Here is a 16,913-nt window from a genome sequence, read left to right on the forward strand (position 1 = left end):
CTCTGCTGCAGCCTTCTCTGCTGCAGCCTTCTCTGCTGCAGCCTTCTCTGCTGCAGCCTTCTCTGCTGCAGCCTTCTCTGCTGCAGCCTTCTCTGCTGCTGCCTTCTCTGCTGCTGCCTTCTCTGCTGCTGCCTTCTCTGCTGCTGCCTTCTCTGCTGCTGCCTTCTCTGCCTCAGCCTTCTCTGCCTCAGCCTTCTCTGCCTCAGCCTTCTCTGCTGCTGCCTTCTCTGCCTCAGCCTTCTCTGCCTCAGCCTTCTCTGCCTCAGCCTTCTCTGCCTCAGCCTTCTCTGCCTCAGCCTTCTCTGCCTCAGCCTTCCCTGCTTCAGCCTTCTCTGCTGCTGCCTTCTCAGTCACTGAGATGTCTACATCAGCTGATCCGCCACCGCCACTTGGTGTAGAAGGAGATGGTGTTGATGGTGGAGGTTCACTACCACCCGACTCGTTCTTTTTACTTCGGAACAGTCCCATCACCATAGAGAAGAGTGACTGCAACCCCATCCAGATGAAGATAAATACTGCTCTGATTGCAAAGATCGCCATGACCACAATAGGCCAGATCTTCATAAAGAGGCTCTCACCACGCTCCTCTTTTTCCTCAGTCGCCTCAGTATTATCACAAGAGACATTGGCACCATCAGCGCCAACAGGACAGAAGGCCTTGCGACCGGAATAACAACCTAATGGGATAATTAGCAGGGTCAGCAGAGTCGATACCAGCACACCAAACAATAGCGAGACCGCCATACCCTGGAAGATCGGATCGAATAGGATAACGAATGAACCGCCCACCAGCGCCAGCGCGGTAATAACAATCGGACGTGTTCTGACACGGCACGACTCGACCAGCGCATCAATTACCGGCACACCACGCTGAATCTCATGCTTAGTGAAGTCGACTAGCAGAATCGAGTTACGCACGATAATACCCGCTAGTGCTATAAAGCCGATCATTGAGGTGGCAGTAAATTCAGCGCCCATGATCCAGTGACCTGGAATGATACCGATCAGCGTTAGCGGGATCGGCGCCATGACGATAGCAGGCAGGGTAAAGTTGCCGAACTCCCACACCACCAACATGTAGATCAACACCAGTGCGACACCAAATGCGAGCCCCATATCGCGGAAGGTTTCAAAGGTAACAGTCCACTCACCACCCCATTCAAACGCGGAGCTTTTATCGCTCGAGGGAGGACCAAAGTAGTTGCTTTGCACCTTCACGCCATCAGGAGAGACATAGTCATTGAGCAGGTCTTCAATCTCAAACATGCCATAGATAGGCGCACCAAGACGCCCCTGGCCTTCACCCGTCACGTACTCAACCGCACGCAGATCCTTGTGGAAGATTGGCTGATCCTGGTAGATCGGAACAAAACGTCCCAGCTCTGCTAGCGGAAGCGTCTTACCACCTTGTGTTGGGATAGGCAGATTGGCCAAACGCCCCATCTGCGAACGCGCCTCCAGCGGTACCTGCATGACGATGTAGGTCGGCTCCAGTACTGTGCGCTGTTTAATATCACCCAGCTTGTAACCGCCCAAAGCCATCGACAGATTTCGATTAATTACATCAACCGACACACCTCGGCGCACTGCCTTCTCGGTATCGACCTCAAAACGCAGTACTTCATAGGGGTTCTGCATATAGTTATCGACATCAGTAACGTTGTTGGCACGTTCAAAGATCTGGGTCAGATCGGCAGCCACCTGACGACGGGTAGTTGCATCGGGACCGTAGACCTCGGCGACAACAGATTGCAGTACTGGAGGTCCTGGCGGCATCTCTACGATCTGTATCCGTGCGCCCAGTTCAGTGGAAAGCGGTGTGAGTAGCTCACGAACCACCTGCGCCAGCTCATGACTGCTGCGTTCACGATCGCGCTTGTGAAGTAGCTCTACCTGTATATCTGCTTCCCACGGGTTCTTACGCAGGTAGTAGTGACGTACCAGACCGTTAAAGTTAAACGGTGAAGCGGTACCCGTGTAGGTCTGCAGTGCCGTTACCTCAGGAATGGAACGTAGCGCCTCCGCCAGACGCCAGGTGACATTGGCCGTTACGGGCAGCGCCGTACCTTCAGGCATATTGATAACAACGTTGAACTCCGACTTGTTGTCGAAGGGCATCATCTTCACCGTCACACCCTTGGTATAGAAGAGCGCACAACAGAGGAAAAAGACCGCGATAATCGAGAAGAGGAAGAGACGCCCCTTGGTTTTACTGGTAGTCAGTGGCTCGATCATCTTGTGATAGAGACGGCCTAGACGCTCGCTCCCCTTGTGCTCACGCTCCTGAGCAGCGTGCAGGTACTCCAGAGAGGGGCGAATACGCATTGCCAACCAAGGGGTAAAGATGAATGCGGCAAACAGCGAGAAGAGGATCGCAACCGAACCGAGTGCCGGAATCGGCGCCATGTAGGGTCCCATCATGCCACTCACTGCACCCATCGGCAGCAGTGCCGCGATCACGGTAAAGGTTGCTAGAATGGTGGGGTTACCGACTTCGCGTACCGCGTCGACCGCTGTATCGGTGTCTATCTCACCATTCATCAGCCAGCGACGATAGATATTCTCAATAACAACAATCGCATCGTCGACCAGAATGCCGATCGAGAAGATCAGCGCAAAGAGTGAGACACGATCGATGGTGTAGCCGAGCAGATAGGCGCCGAAGACGGTTACCAGAATGACGACCGGGATGACCACCAGCACCACGGTGGCAGCACGCCAGCCAAGGAAGAACCAGATCAAAACCGTTACGGCACCCGTTGCAACAAAGAGCTTGAATATCAGCTCATTGACCTTGTCGTTGGCGGTCTCACCGTAATTGCGAGTAACAGCGACGTGAACGTTATCGGGGATTAACGATCCCTTCAGCTCCTCAACCTTACTCAACACCCTATTGGCGACTGTTACGCCGTTGGAGCCCTCTTTTTTCGCCACCGCAAGGGTAACTGCAGCCTCACCATTGGCAATCGGCGCACCCTCAGCTACCGCAGGACCGGTGAAATAGTTAACCAGTTGCCGTGTCTCTTCGGGACCATCAGTGACCTTGGCTATGTCGCGCACATAGATCGGCGCCTCACCCTGAGTGCCTACTACTAGCTGTGCAACATCCTCTGCATTGCGCAGGAAAGAACCGGAGTAGACCTGGAATACCTGTCCACCCGTTTCGGTATCACCAACATCCTGCTCACTGTTAGAGGTTCGAATCGTATTGGCGACCTGATCAAAGCTGATGCCAAAGCCGGCCAGACGCTCAGGTAATACTTCAATACGGATTTGCGCACTACGACCGCCGACAATAAGACCCTGACTGGTCTCTGGCACCTCTTTAAGGCGCTGCAAAACATCCAGTGCGAGCAGTCGAAGCTGATTGTCATCGACATCTTCCGACCAGAGCGTGAGGGCGACAACAGGCACATCGTCAACGGCCTTTGGCTTGACCATCGGCTGGGAAACGCCTGGAGGAATACGATCGAGATTGGAGTTAAGCCTGTCGTAGAGCTTGACCAGCGAGGACTCCATCTGCTGACCAACATCGAACTCAACGGTGACCATGCCCTGACCACGCTGCGAGGCGGAGTAGACATGCTTGACGCCGGTAATCTCACTCATGATCCGTTCCAGTGGATCGGTCGCGAGGCTCGCTACCTGCTCAGCAGACGCACCGGGGTAGGAAAAAAAGATGTCTACCATCGGCACGGATATCTGCGGATCCTCCTGACGCGGCGTCAGGAATATCCCCATAATGCCTATAGCAAAACAGGCGATCAGGAACAGTGGGGAGAGCGGCGAATGGATAAACGCCTTGGTCATTCGCCCCGCAATACCGAGATCGACATGCTCTTCAGTGCCGACCGGTGATACCGGCGGTGACACGTTTTTATCGTCTTGTTCAGTCATCGTTACACAGCTTTATTCTGATTGTTCGACCCAATACAGCGCCCGACAACAAATCCCCCACCGTCGTGAAACCACCCCATATCAAGGTGTTTCGTGGCTGCTGTACCTCAATTAACTCAAATTAACGTGGCGATTCCTGCCCAGGCGCAGGCGATGCTGGAGACCAACCCGAAGCCATTCCGGCAGGTGGATTAACCAATACCATCTCACCCTCTTTGATACCTGACAGTACCGTTACCGTGTGGTTATCGAGCGACTCACCCAGACGTACTAGTCTTAGCTCGGTCCGGTTCTCCTGATTAACTACAAATACCGCTGGCAGACTGCCACGGTAAACCACGGAAGTGGCAGGAATAATCGGCAGCTCTCGCGTCGGTACGTTCACATCAGGAATCAGCACCTCGGCATACATACCCGGTCCACCCGGCACACCCTCAGGCAGATCAAACTTTACGGTCACGGTGTGGCGCTGCACATCGGCCATTGGGGAAATCTGAGCCACACGTGCCTCGATCTGGGTGTTACCCACATCGAGTTTCGCCGGTACCATCATGCCTTTACTTAACCCGGGCATCAGTCGCGCAGGAACCTCGGCCTGAATTTGCAGATAGCGTGTATCGGCGAAGACCAGCAGCGGTTTACCTGGCTGTACTGTGTCACCACTCTCTACCAGCTTCTTAACGATCACACCGGAGAACGGTGCAACGGCACGAGTATCACGCAGCTTGGCATCAACCTCTTCCAGCTTGGAACGAGCCTGCAGTGCCTGATTCTGAGTCTGATTGATGTTGGTACCGAAGGTATGCAGATCGGCTTGACGATCCAGAGCAGGATTACCGTATCCAGCCATGCTACCCATCTGACGAGTGAAGAATTGGTCGAACATCGAAGGCATACCCATGCCCGGTGAACGATTGATATTTTTCGACTGTGGCGACCAGAGCTCACGCGAGTACTGAACTCTTGCATTACGCATTGCCGCATCGGCATTGGCGATCTCCGCCAGTACCTGTCGACGCTGAGCCAGCAGATCGTCATCATCGATCGCTACCAGCACCTGCTCCTCTTCGAACCAGTCGCCCTCGGCACCGGCAATAAATTCTACGCGCCCTGGAATCTGGGCTGCGAGTGTAACTTCTTTATATGGAACGACCGTGCCACCTAGCACCACGGTCGGCCCAGTCTGGGTCGTTTCAACAACCACCACACCGCCGACGCCGTTACTGATTGTGGCTGGCGCGGCGTTATAGGCTGGAGCCGCCACAGCCGCCTGAGCAGGTGCGGCAGCCTGCGCCGATGGGAACTGATATCCATTTGTCTGCTGAGTCTGCGCCGGATAGCTTGTACCACTGGCAGCTGTCTGCTCAGCCTGCGGTCGATAACCACCCACCTGCCCCGCACCACTTTGGGTCTGGTAAAAGCCCTGCGTATTGTACGAAGATTGTGGTGCCGTCGACTGATTGTCACTTACCGGCGCATACCGAGACTGATAACCATCAGCCGCAAATGTGGCAGGCGCCGAAGTGACAGTTGCCAACAGCGCACTTATTACAAATCGATTCAGTTTCATCTTAATTGTGGTTTCCGTTGCTTTGCATTAACCCTGCGACAGCTCAGTCAGATCAGGCACGGCCCATCACTGTAAAGCTCTTTATAAAGGGGGTCGCCATACGGGGATCTTTCACCATGGCGCTGTAATCACCCACGTTGAATTTCAGTTTTCTTGAAGTGTAGGCAACTCCCAGCCCCATCATGCCCGGTGGCTTCTTCATCCATTTTCCCCAATTCTCGGGGGTTGCGCGAAGATCCCAATTTATATCCTGACCATCAAATGCGCCGGCGGCTGTCGCCTTGCCATTCTCTATGGAGATATACCCCTTGGGTGCATCATCACCATCGAAACCATACGCTATGACAGAATTAAAACCAATTTTTGCAAGCGCATCAGAGAGATCCGGCTCTTTATTCCACTCTTCCATGAACTTACCCATCCACTCTTCAGAGAACATTTCAGACATCTGATCAAACCCCCATTGTAATTAGTTAATCTTTCCCCGGACTGACTTTATAACAAATACCGGTACCAACTTATAGCAAATTCTCTGCCATATACGTAAGTCATTGTTAATATTAACATTAAGCTATCTGCTTGTGCTGCAATGTTGCAGTCAAATTTTCCAGATTATATTTAATAATCAACCCTATCATTATGATTTATTTGCTTATTATTCAAACAGAACCCCTTATGCAATGTTGCGCAACACCGATGACAATGCAACACTCTTCCACCCGCCACCAGCAAATGAGACCCCATAAAAAATGAACGTGAAGGATACCCTGGGTGCTCTGTTCGAATCAGTCGTTTCATATATCGATGAAGGTGTCATCATCTCAGATCCAATGGGTCACGTGATTTACCAAAATCCCGCCGCTGGACAACTGCTCGGCCTCGCCTCCAATGAGCCTATTGAAAAGTTGAAGGAGATTGGCGGCATTAATCTACAACGCGCACTGATTAAAGCAGCCATTGATTCGGGCGAGGCTGACGCTGCCGGTCGCCCGAGTGGCAACTTCGTCGAATTCGATCAGAAGATCCAGGCCAAAGAGGGCGGTGAGCGCCATCTTAAAATCAACAGTGGCATGGTTTTCGCCACTGGACACGAAGAGAAGCTACGCCTGACCATCATCCACGACCACACCGACTACCATCGCCTGCAGGCGGTTTTTAATCCTGGCAATAATGAGATGGTCACCCGCGACACGCAGATGCTGGAAATCCTGGCGCGCATTGAACAGATCGCCCCAACCAACGCCTCGGTACTGATCCAGGGTGAATCGGGGACCGGGAAAACAGAACTGGCACGTCGCATCCATCGCCTAAGCAAACGTCACAACCAACCATTTATTGAACTCAACTGTGCAGCCATACCTGAAAGCCTGATCGAGTCGGAACTCTTTGGACATGTGAAAGGCGCCTTTACTGGCGCCAATCAGGATCGCCCGGGGCGTTTCCAATCGGCAAACCACGGTACCCTCTTCCTCGACGAGGTCAGCGAAATACCGATCCACCTGCAGGCAAAGCTGTTGAAGGCGATCCAGGAACAGGAGTTTGAGATGGTCGGTGCCGACCACCCGGTCAAGGTCGATGTGCGTATCATGGCCGCCTCCAACCGCAATCTGCGTGACATGGTCGACGATGGCACCTTTCGTGCCGACCTCTATTACCGCCTCGCAGTCATTCCACTTAGCGTTCCACCACTGCGTGATCGCCCAGGTGATATCTCATTACTGCTTGTCAGCTTCTGTAAAAAGATGGAGGCACGCGGCTACCCTGCTGATATGAAGTGCAATCCCGATGCGATGCGCATGATGATGGATTACCCCTGGCCAGGTAATGTTCGTGAACTGGAGAACGCGGTCGAGCACGGCATCATCTGCTCCTTCGACCACGAGGTCACCATCGAGAGCCTGCCACAGGATATTCGTGACTATGCTGGCACACCGTTGCTTTCAGAAGAAGATCAGGAACAGGCCAATCTACGTCGTGAGATTGAGGTGGCGCTGAAACACGCCAACGGCAGCAAGGCGATGGCGGCAAAAATTCTCGATATCGACCGCACCACGCTGTGGAGACGCATGCAGCGCCTGGGGATTAAGTAGGCTCAATCCTCCCAGAGACAGGTACCATCAGCCTTTTTTCGAATCAGATCGAGATAAGCTGTATGCGCCTCCATCTCCGCTTCGGTCGGTTTGAGTATCGTTAGCGGTTCACGGTCAGCAGCCAGACGACGAATCGCCTCTCCACCGCCCTGCTCACTACTCTCGCTCTGCCCATCCAGCATCAGAGTCACCTGACCACCGGTCATCGCCAGATAGACATCGGCGAGGATCTCGGCATCAAGCAGCGCGCCGTGCAGGGTACGCTGCGAGCTATCGATATCGTAGCGCTTGCAGAGCGCATCGAGGCTGTTGCGCTGCCCTGGATGCATGTCACGCGCCATCTTCAACGTGTCGAGTACACCACTGACGGATTCAACCGTCGGCCAATCGCCATCGAGCCTGTTCAACTCCGCATTGAGAAAGCCGACGTCGAAGGCTGCATTGTGGATCACCAGTTCGGCGCCACGGATATAGTCGACAAACTCCTCAACCACATCTTGAAAGCGCGGCTTGTCATCCAGGAATTCATTGGTAATACCGTGCACCTCGATCGCACCCGCGTCGATCTCACGGTCGGGCTGCAGGTAGCGATGGTAGTTATTACCGGTGAGGCGACGACTGACCAGCTCCACACAGCCGATCTCAATAATGCGGTGTCCCTGGCTCGGCTCAAGGCCGGTGGTCTCGGTGTCGAGTACGATCTGTCTCACTAATGCTCTCCTAGCCCTTTGCCAACATCTCATCGATACCCAGATTGGCCAGATCATCGGCCAGCTCGTTCTCGGGATGACCGGTGTGACCCCGCACCCACTGCCACTCCACCTGATGAGCAGCGAGTGCAGCATCGAGTCGTTTCCAAAGATCGACATTTTTTACTGGTTTTTTAGCCGCCGTCTTCCAGCCGCGCTTTTTCCAGCCAACCATCCACTCGTTGATGCCTTTCATTACATACTGAGAATCGGTGGTCAGCAACACTTCACAGGAACGTGTCAGCGTCTCCAATGCCATAATCGCGGCCATCATCTCCATACGATTATTGGTCGTCTCACGCTCACCACCGTGCAGACGTTTCTCATTGCCATCAAATCGCAGCAGTGCGCCCCAGCCACCCGGGCCCGGATTACCACGACAGGCGCCGTCGGTGTAGATCTCTACTCTATTTGCCACGTTGTACTCCACGTGTTGTCGGTTCGACCACTCCGCCGAGCATGCGTCGTCGTGAGCGCCAGCGGGGACGAATCGGCGTCAGGGTCGAGACACGTTTACGCGCCACCACCACATAGACGCCACAGAATATCGGCCACCAGCGCGGTCCGAACCGTTCCAGAAAATTTGTGCGCGCCATTATACGCTCGCTACCAAGCGGCATGCGGAAAAAGAAGCAGCGGGTATCGACCGTCTCGAAACCGACCAGCGCCAACCAGTCACGAATCCGCGTCTGACTGATAAAGCGTCCACTCCACGGCACCTCGCCACGGTGGCGGCGCAGCAGACGCCACACGCCCCACCAGCTCCAGGGATTGAAGCCGGTGATCACCACATGACCCTCTGGAACCAGCACCCGTAGTACTTCGCGTAGCACCTCATGCGGATTCTCTTCCAGCTCCAGGGTGTGCAGCAGCAGTACCACATCGAGACTCCCCTCACCAAAGGGGAGCGCATCGGCAGCGGCGTGAACCGCAGAGCGGTCATCACCATCGGATAGTGGATCGACCACGATATGATGTGCCACGCGGCTAGTCAGTAACAGCTCATCATCATCCCCAACCGAACCGATCAGGGCGAGGTGGTAACCAAACAGATTGGGTAACAGCTGATCGAGATGATGGCGCTCTTCGGCCCGCACAAAACGGCCCGGTACTCCACGAAACCACTCGGCAAGTCGCGTTCTACTCATAGGGCAAGAATAACTGATCAGAGGCTCAAACTGGATAGCAAAACAGTCGGACATTGATTGACCCATTTCGGGTGCGCTGTCACCATACCCGGATGCCCATAATTGATGCCATCTCCGCCTTTGAAGATAACTACATCTGGCTGATTCAGGACGAGAAGCGCCGTTTTGCGACGATCGTCGATCCCGGTGACGAAGATCCTGTCATCGATCATCTGGAATCACATAACATTCAACCGATTGCGATCCTGATCACCCATCACCACGGTGACCACACCGGGGGGGTCACCGAGCTGGTCAGTCGCTATCAGATCCCGGTCTACGGCCCAGCGGGAGAACGGATACCCGCTCTCACCCAGCCGCTGAGTGAGGGTGACAACGTCATACTCGAGCAGATCGACACCACATTGAACGTTATGGACGTGCCCGGTCACACCCGAGGGCACATCGCCTACTACGGCCACGACGCGCTCTTCTGCGGTGACACTCTCTTCACCGGCGGTTGTGGTCGCCTCTTCGAGGGCACCTTTGAACAGATGCACCGGGCCCTGAGTCGATTTGCTGCGTTGCCCGAAGAGACGCGGGTCTACTGCGCCCATGAATATACCCAGGCCAACCTCAAGTTTGCCCTGGTTGCCGAGCCAGAAAATAGCGAACTGCAACAACGCGTTGCCGAGACTGATAGACTACGCAGCGACGATTTGGCAACAGTCCCCTCGACCATCGGCCTGGAGAAGCGGACCAACCCGTTCCTGCGCAGCGATGTCGACACTGTGATCGCCGCCGCAGAACAGCACGCCGGTCATTCGTTACAATCGGGTGCTGAGGTCTTTGCCACTGTGCGCCAATGGAAAGATGAACTGGATTAAGAGAACAATGAACAAGAATATTACCCTGCTGGTGCTCAGCACCCTGCTCCTTACCGCCTGCGCCAGCCAACAACAGAAATCATCCGTTGCCGCTTCCAAGTCGCAGACCAACAGCAACGAGACCCGTGCCATCCCCCTCTCCGAAGAGGTGATCGCCGCACTTCAGGTGACCAGGGGTGAGCCGATCGTCAGCACCGAGATCCCTGCAACCACCGCTTTCAAAACAGAGACGAGGCCACGATATAAACAGGCTACCCGCAGTGGCCCTTCGATCTGGCCGCGCCTGCGTAGCGGCTACGCACTCAATGCGAGCATGAAACAGTCACGTGTGCGCAGTGAAATTAGCTACTACCAGCGCCACCCCAGCTATATCAAACGTGTGCTCGATCGCGGCGATCGTTATCTCCACTACATCCTGGAGCAGACCGAAAAGCGCGGCATACCGAATGAGATCGCACTGTTACCCATTGTCGAGAGCGCCTTCCATCCCTTTGCCTACTCCCACGGTCGTGCCGCCGGACTCTGGCAGTTCATCCCCGGCACCGGCAAGCACTTCGGTCTGAAACAGAACTGGTGGTACGACGGTCGTCGTGACGTCATCGCCTCAACCGATGCCGCACTCAACTACCTGCAGTCGCTGCACAGACGCTTTGATGGCGACTGGCTGCTAGCACTCGCTGCCTACAACTCTGGTGGCGGAACCGTGAATAAGGCGGTACGCAAGAACCGCAAGGCAGGTAAACCGATCGACTTCTGGAACCTCGACCTGCCGAAAGAGACGCGTGGTTATGTACCCAAACTGCTTGCTATCAGTGCGGTACTCAAGAACCCCAGTCGTTACAACATCGATCTGCCCAATGTCGCCAACAAACCCGCCTTCGAGATTATCGAGACGGGTGGTCAAATCGATCTGGCACTCGCTGCCGACCTCGCCGGACTCAGCATGGATGAGCTCTACTGGTTCAATCCCGCCTACAACCAGTGGGCAACCGACCCAAGTGGTCCCCATCAATTACTGATTCCAAGCAATCGCGCCGCGCAGTTCAGCGACAAGCTGGCCAAGCTACCGAAAGAGAAACGGATCAAGTGGAAACGTTACAAGATCGCCAATGGCGACGTACTGGGCAAGGTCGCCAAACGCCACTCGACCAGCGTCGACCTAATTCGCAAGGTCAATGACATCAAGGGTAACAACATTCGCGCCGGCAAGTACCTGATCATTCCCGTCGCTACCCGTTCACTCAACAACTACACCCTCAGCGCCCAACAGCGTCTGGCAAGTAAACAAAATCGGCCACGCAAAGGTTCCAAGCAGCACCATATCGTTCGCAAGGGTGACACTCTGTGGGACATCTCTCGCAAGTATGGAGTGAGTTCAGGTGCGCTGGCGAAGTGGAACAACATGGCACCCAGAGACACCCTGCGTCTCGGCCAGAAGCTGGTGGTCTGGGTTAAGCCAAAATCATCAAACAAGGTAGCCAGCAGCAACGGTCGCCCTCCAGCCAGCATCCGCTCGGTACGTTATACCGTGCGAAGTGGCGACTCTCTGGCTCGCATCTCCAACAAGTTCAACGTCTCAGTGAAGGATCTGCTGCGCTGGAATAAGATCAACAAGAAGAAGTATTTGCAGCCTGGGCAGAAGTTGACCCTCTACGTTGATGTCACCCAACAGTCAGGCAACATCTAAACCGATGCAGGGAGTCCTTCGCACCCTGTTAATAACGCTTACAACACTGGTGCTTAGCGCCTGTGGTCCTAGCCCCTACGATGAGCCGCCACTGCACGATGCGGCCATGCGCGGCGATGCAAACAAGGTGATCGCCCTGATTAAAGCGGGAGAACCGGTCGATGCGCGCAACAGTGAAGGTGCAACCCCTCTCCACTGGGCCGCGTTTAAGGGCCATGTCGATGTCGCTAAGCTACTGGTCGCCCGCGGAGCCGATGTAAACGCACTGACCAAGAAGGGTTCCACCCCACTACGACTGGCAACCACTCACGAAAAAACCGAAATGATCCGCTACCTGAAATCTCGCGGAGGCACGGTTAGATAATCGCGGCTATAGTCATCCATTCAACAAGCGCTCGCAGCACGAGCCATTGTCATGTACCAGAGGGAGAGTCGATCATGTTTGAAGAGCTGGAGCACTCGAGCTGTTTTCAGGATCTATCCGCCGACCAGATCGCAAGCATCATGCCTTGCTGCTCGATCGTTGCACTCAACGACGGTGAGTTCCTTATCTGTGAAGGGGAGCACATCGACCGCGACTTCTATCTGCTGCTCTCCGGCACTGTTGAGATCGTCTCCAACGACACCAACATGATTAGCGGCGAGGTGGTGCTCTCAAAGGAAGATAAAGACCTCTACGGTGAACTTGCCCTACTGACCGGATGCAAACGTACCGCCTCGGTCAGATGTCGTGGTGATGTTGATGCGATTCGCATCAATGGTGAAGCATTGATGAATATATTGACTAAGGATGCAGAGATCGGCTTCAAGGTACTACATCGTATTGCACTTATCCTCGCACAACGACTAGAACAGTCTGACAGCCTGATCAAACAGCTGCTCTGGAACACCAATATCTAGCCGATATCATGAAACAGTTCTGGGCCATTTTTTTTATTGTTGTCGCTGCAATATATGGCGATTTTAGTGCCGACAACCCGCTCTACTCATTACTGATCCCGCTGGCTGCTCTGGGCGGTCTGCTCTATCTTTTCTGGTTCCAGGGTTTTATCGCCATTGCTGCTGGCTACACCACCATCCACTTTTTTGATCTCGGTAGCACCTCACTCTTTAAGGCTCTTATGCCACCGCTCTTACTTCTCGCCTCCATTATCTATCTCTTCTGGTGGCTCCACGCCAACGGCATTATTAGCAGTGATTCTGTCTTTGGTGGCGGCGATAGCACTGGCGGAGAGGGTGGTGGCGACTGTGGAGGTGGCGGGGATGGTGGCTGCTAGTCGACAACTGCGCCAATGTCACCATCGGGTGTAGAACCTGACACCGATCAAACGCCCTACAACTAGCACGCCCACTCCAATCAACAAAAGACTCCAATCACGCCATGCCACTACGACTTATCATTTTTGCCTCTATCTTTCTGCTGGTCATGGCAGCGGCTAACTTCTATATCTATCGACGTTTTTTCAAAAAACTCTCACCCCACTTCAGCCAATATGCTGCCATTATCCCCATCACCCTGATGGCGGGTGAAATTTTCTTCATGCTCGACCGTGTACTCGACCTGTTGGCCCAGTCACCTCTACTCTACATGATCAACAGCGCCTTCATCGGCATCACCTTCATGCTCTTTGTCATCGCGACGATCTACGATCTGACCATCACCACCTCGAGACGGGTTCCCTTCGACCAGGGCCGCCGTCGCACCATCAAAATACTCTTCGACATCACCATGTTAATAGCCGCTACTGCTTATCTGTTACGCGGATTTTCACAGGGCATCAAGGCACCAGGAATTAACAGCGTTGAGGTAAAGATCAAAGACTTCCCAATCGACAACTACTCTATTGTGCAACTCAGTGACGTACACGTAGGACGGACGATAAAACGGGGCTTTATAGAGGAGACCGTAGCGCGCACCAACGCACTGCATCCCGACATGGTTGTAATAACCGGCGATCTAATCGATCTGCCACTTGAGGATATCCGACAGGACCTTGAGCCGCTGCAACGCCTACAGTGCCCCTGCTACTTTATTCTCGGCAACCACGAATATTTCCACGGCGCTGAACCCGTTATCGAATATCTACGCACACTCGGCATCAGGCCGCTACTTAATGAGAGCGAAGTGATTGAGAAGAGTGGCCAGCAGTTTAATCTGGTAGGGGTAAACGATGTCATTGGCGAACGCATTGGTTCACTGCCATTAGATTTTGATAGGGCGTTTGATGGTGTTGATACGAATATTCCGACCATCCTGCTCTGTCACCAGCCCAAAGGGATTAACCTGATCAAAGAGCATCAATTCGATCTGATGCTCAGCGGCCACACCCATGGAGGCCAGATCTTTCCCTTCGGCTTTCTGGTGATGATCGATCAACCCTATCTGGCCGGACTGCACCGACACGATGCACGCAGACAGATTTTTGTCAGTCGGGGAACCGGTTACTGGGGACCGCCACTGCGTGTACTCGCTCCTAGCGAGATCAGCCACATCATTATTTCAGCCGGGTAAGCAACGACGGCAGGCCGTTTCTCCACAACATTCGCTGTTTGCCCATTGAACAACCAATCCTACTGGAAGGGCTCCATGTAACTGTACGCACCTTCCATCAACGCATGATCGGGGAGTCGCTATTTTTGCGGAAGCTTGTTTTGGGCGTCCAAGCCCAAGCAAGCGGCAAATACTTAACGCGACCGTTTATGCCTACGGCGCCCCGAATATGCCGACATTGCCCAGTGCATGCGCGCCAATACAAAGGTCGCGTGGTAAATTCCATCCATTGGTCGGGGATCATCGCGAAGTGGCGACTGAAGAAGTTCGTCATCCGCATTTAGGACCAACGGTTCGTCGTAGGTCATACCAAACAGAAAGCTATGCGCACTCTCATGTGCAATCGCTTCAATCAAGGCCACATCGCTCTTATGTCGCTCGGCATTGATAAAGAGCGCCCCCCAAAGCATATAACTGGAACCACCGGCAAAGTCATACCCATTCGATTCGACATCACCGACAACCAGAACCACCTCTTTCACCAACGACTCGAACTCATCTGCCAGCACTGGAATGGTCTCACGAAGCCGTCTATGACCAGACTTGAACTGAGAAACAAGGTCATCAGCCTCCTCACCAGCAGGTGAAAGTATCGTAAAGGGAGTATTGGGATCAGTATCCATTAACCGCTGATAGCGTTTCTGAACTGAGATAGATTCAATCCCACCCAGAGTGGTCACATTTAATTCATTGCCGTCCAGCTTACGTTCTGACTGCAACTCATTGATCAGAGTTTCCGCCGCTTGATGTCCATCCTCCATCACAGCCGAAACTATTTCGTAATAGAGTCCAAAAGTAGAGGGTGGATAGACTGCACCACGACTGGTTGCAGCAACCAACTCATCCACGCCATCGAGCGATTTTCCAACCTGCTTGCCAAGTTCACCGGAGACATAATTAAGGCTATCTGCCAAACCTTGACGCATTCTGCTGTCAATAGCCCTGGCGCGTATGGGATCGGGCAGGAAGGAGAAGTGGATAGTCATTAGTCATTCACCATAAAAAAACCGACCGCAGTAAGGCGATCGGGGAGTCGCTATTTTTGCGGAAGCTTGTTTTGGGCGTCCAAGCCCAAGCAAGCGGCAAATACTTAACGCGACCGTTTATGCCTACGGCGCCCCTATCACGACGACTATTGTGTGCTTACCGTAATAAGCCGCTAATTAAGTAGCACGCCAATTTCTGACACTGTTTCCAATTTAATTGCTAGAGAGGTGCCTTACCAATTTTCGCTCCGAGCAGAGTGGTTGAAGATGGAGCCTTACCAATCTTTGCGCCAAGCTGAGGGGCTGGTGGCGCCTTTCCGATCTTCGCGCCCATTGCGGTTTTAGCAGTGACTGGTTTTGCAATCTTGGCTCCAAATTCGACAGCGTCGAGCGAATCCCTCTTTCCCAAGATTTTAAAACCCAGTAATTTATTTGAATCCAGAATAACATCCTTGACCATACATTCCCCCTTGGTAAAAACTATTGTAATTAGGCAAATCAGGTTAGCATATGAACAAATTAGCCAGAACATGTCAATTTCATCACCACACCACATGCACGCTACTATTTATAGGCTTTTTCCCTCTTGAAAACACAAAACCATGGTTAACCAGAGTGTCCACGGCTACAAGTCCGGTTTACGTCAACTCGAAACCCAGATCTTTCTCTCTTTCGATTGTCCGGAGACGGTCGATTTCACAGCAGTCGATAAAGTAATTCAGAAAATTTACGGTCTTCAAATAGATGAGTGGTCAACGGAAACCTCTCGCCCACACTCCACTGCCGAAACGTTTTCAGAACGAGCAATGATAATTGCTCGATCAATCTTGCAGGATGCACGACTCCCAATTTTCGATCTTGGCGTTATTCTCAACACAGACAGGAGCGAAGAAAACACTCAAAAATGGCATATCCAGATCGCGATACCTGCAATCGATCACGTTTCGCTGAAATTATTAATTAAGGCTTACCGAAGTGCACTCAGAGTATTGCGGCAGTGTATATATATGCCACAGGAACCACTCAACCTATCGGCAATACAAAGTGCCATTAGTAAAAAGACAGTTCAGCCTATACGCGCCAGAGTGGTTGCCGGGATATCCACAACACATATTCTAAAGGCTGCCTACGATCTTGACATTCCCTTTCGCCATCTTGGCAGCGGTCTTTATCAGCTGGGTTGGGGTAGTAGGGCACGGCTAATAGATAGAAGCTCTGTCGAATCCGACTCAGCCTTTGGCTCAAAGGTGTCACAAAACAAAGCATGGACCTCAACACTGACCCGTAGCGCAGGACTTCCCTCTCCAACCCACATATACTTACCTATTCACCTAAACAGGCACAACAGGCAGCGCTAAAGCTAGGCTGG

At 53.2% G+C, this 16,913-nt stretch carries 16 protein-coding genes; 8 read left to right on the forward strand and 8 right to left on the reverse strand.

Annotation, left to right across the window (positions count from 1 at the left end):
- The 3 genes from BOW52_RS14260 to BOW52_RS14270 all read right to left on the reverse strand — a co-directional run.
- The coding region (locus BOW52_RS14260; protein WP_078484778.1) for an efflux RND transporter permease subunit at positions 1–3,897 on the reverse strand (3,897 nt) is incomplete at its 3' end.
- 121 nt (positions 3,898–4,018) lie between these two features.
- Positions 4,019–5,467, reverse strand: a complete 1,449-nt coding sequence (locus tag BOW52_RS14265; RefSeq protein ID WP_078484754.1) for an efflux RND transporter periplasmic adaptor subunit — start codon at positions 5,465–5,467, stop codon at positions 4,019–4,021.
- 52 nt (positions 5,468–5,519) lie between these two features.
- The gene (locus BOW52_RS14270) at positions 5,520–5,915 is read right to left on the reverse strand and encodes an SCP-2 sterol transfer family protein (RefSeq protein ID WP_078484755.1); all 396 of its coding nucleotides are present in this window, start codon (positions 5,913–5,915) and stop codon (positions 5,520–5,522) included.
- Positions 5,916–6,216: 301 nt separating this feature from the next.
- On the opposite strand from BOW52_RS14270, the gene BOW52_RS14275 reads away from it, so the two are divergent.
- The gene (locus BOW52_RS14275; RefSeq protein WP_078484756.1) at positions 6,217–7,557 is read left to right on the forward strand and encodes a sigma-54 interaction domain-containing protein; all 1,341 of its coding nucleotides are present in this window, start codon (positions 6,217–6,219) and stop codon (positions 7,555–7,557) included.
- Between the two features lie 2 nt (positions 7,558–7,559).
- Here the strand turns inward: BOW52_RS14275 and dnaQ are convergent, their stop codons facing one another.
- From dnaQ to BOW52_RS14290, 3 genes are read right to left on the reverse strand one after another with little or no spacing between them, the layout of a single operon-like run.
- On the reverse strand, positions 7,560–8,267 hold the full coding sequence (gene dnaQ / locus BOW52_RS14280) for a DNA polymerase III subunit epsilon (protein WP_078484757.1): 708 nt from the start codon (positions 8,265–8,267) through the stop codon (positions 7,560–7,562).
- A gap of 10 nt (positions 8,268–8,277) precedes the next feature.
- Positions 8,278–8,724 carry a ribonuclease HI gene (rnhA, locus tag BOW52_RS14285; protein WP_078484779.1) on the reverse strand — a complete coding sequence of 149 codons (447 nt, stop codon included), beginning with the start codon at positions 8,722–8,724 and terminating at the stop codon, positions 8,278–8,280.
- Positions 8,714–9,454 carry a class I SAM-dependent methyltransferase gene (locus BOW52_RS14290; RefSeq protein WP_172840363.1) on the reverse strand — a complete coding sequence of 247 codons (741 nt, stop codon included), beginning with the start codon at positions 9,452–9,454 and terminating at the stop codon, positions 8,714–8,716. Before BOW52_RS14290 ends, rnhA begins: the two co-directional genes overlap by 11 nt.
- Positions 9,455–9,507: 53 nt before the next feature.
- Between BOW52_RS14290 and gloB the strand changes: the two genes are divergently transcribed.
- The 6 genes from gloB to BOW52_RS14320 all read left to right on the forward strand — a co-directional run bounded on the left by gloB (position 9,508) and on the right by BOW52_RS14320 (position 14,519).
- Positions 9,508–10,320: a hydroxyacylglutathione hydrolase gene (gene gloB, locus BOW52_RS14295; protein ID WP_330359772.1), complete on the forward strand. Its 813-nt coding sequence runs from the start codon at positions 9,508–9,510 to the stop codon at positions 10,318–10,320.
- A 7-nt stretch (positions 10,321–10,327) separates the two neighbouring features.
- Entirely contained in the window at positions 10,328–12,007 is a 1,680-nt protein-coding gene (locus tag BOW52_RS14300) for a lytic transglycosylase (protein ID WP_078484760.1), read from the forward strand.
- Positions 12,008–12,011: 4 nt separating this feature from the next.
- Complete coding sequence (locus BOW52_RS14305) at positions 12,012–12,371, forward strand: ankyrin repeat domain-containing protein (RefSeq protein WP_172840364.1); 360 nt, start codon at positions 12,012–12,014, stop codon at positions 12,369–12,371.
- Positions 12,372–12,445: 74 nt separating this feature from the next.
- A complete protein-coding gene (locus BOW52_RS14310) occupies positions 12,446–12,907 on the forward strand; it encodes a cyclic nucleotide-binding domain-containing protein (RefSeq protein ID WP_078484762.1) in 462 nt (153 codons plus the stop codon).
- A gap of 8 nt (positions 12,908–12,915) precedes the next feature.
- Positions 12,916–13,284 (forward strand): hypothetical protein, encoded by a 369-nt coding sequence (locus BOW52_RS14315; RefSeq protein ID WP_078484763.1) that lies wholly within the window; start codon positions 12,916–12,918, stop codon positions 13,282–13,284.
- 104 nt (positions 13,285–13,388) lie between these two features.
- Positions 13,389–14,519, forward strand: coding sequence for a metallophosphoesterase (locus tag BOW52_RS14320; RefSeq protein WP_078484764.1), 1,131 nt, complete (start codon positions 13,389–13,391; stop codon positions 14,517–14,519).
- Positions 14,520–14,692: 173 nt separating this feature from the next.
- Here BOW52_RS14320 and BOW52_RS14325 read toward each other — a convergent pair whose 3' ends face one another.
- Together BOW52_RS14325 and BOW52_RS14330 are read right to left on the reverse strand one after the other, a co-directional pair.
- A complete protein-coding gene (locus tag BOW52_RS14325; RefSeq protein ID WP_078484765.1) occupies positions 14,693–15,544 on the reverse strand; it encodes an aKG-HExxH-type peptide beta-hydroxylase in 852 nt (283 codons plus the stop codon).
- Between the two features lie 220 nt (positions 15,545–15,764).
- Positions 15,765–16,004 carry a hypothetical protein gene (locus tag BOW52_RS14330; protein WP_135622458.1) on the reverse strand — a complete coding sequence of 80 codons (240 nt, stop codon included), beginning with the start codon at positions 16,002–16,004 and terminating at the stop codon, positions 15,765–15,767.
- A gap of 142 nt (positions 16,005–16,146) precedes the next feature.
- On the opposite strand from BOW52_RS14330, the gene BOW52_RS17130 reads away from it, so the two are divergent.
- Positions 16,147–16,902, forward strand: a complete 756-nt coding sequence (locus BOW52_RS17130; RefSeq protein WP_078484767.1) for a hypothetical protein — start codon at positions 16,147–16,149, stop codon at positions 16,900–16,902.
- Positions 16,903–16,913: the final 11 nt, after the last annotated feature.

The sequence above is a fragment of the Solemya pervernicosa gill symbiont genome, assembly GCF_002020875.1.
Taxonomy (GTDB): Bacteria; Pseudomonadota; Gammaproteobacteria.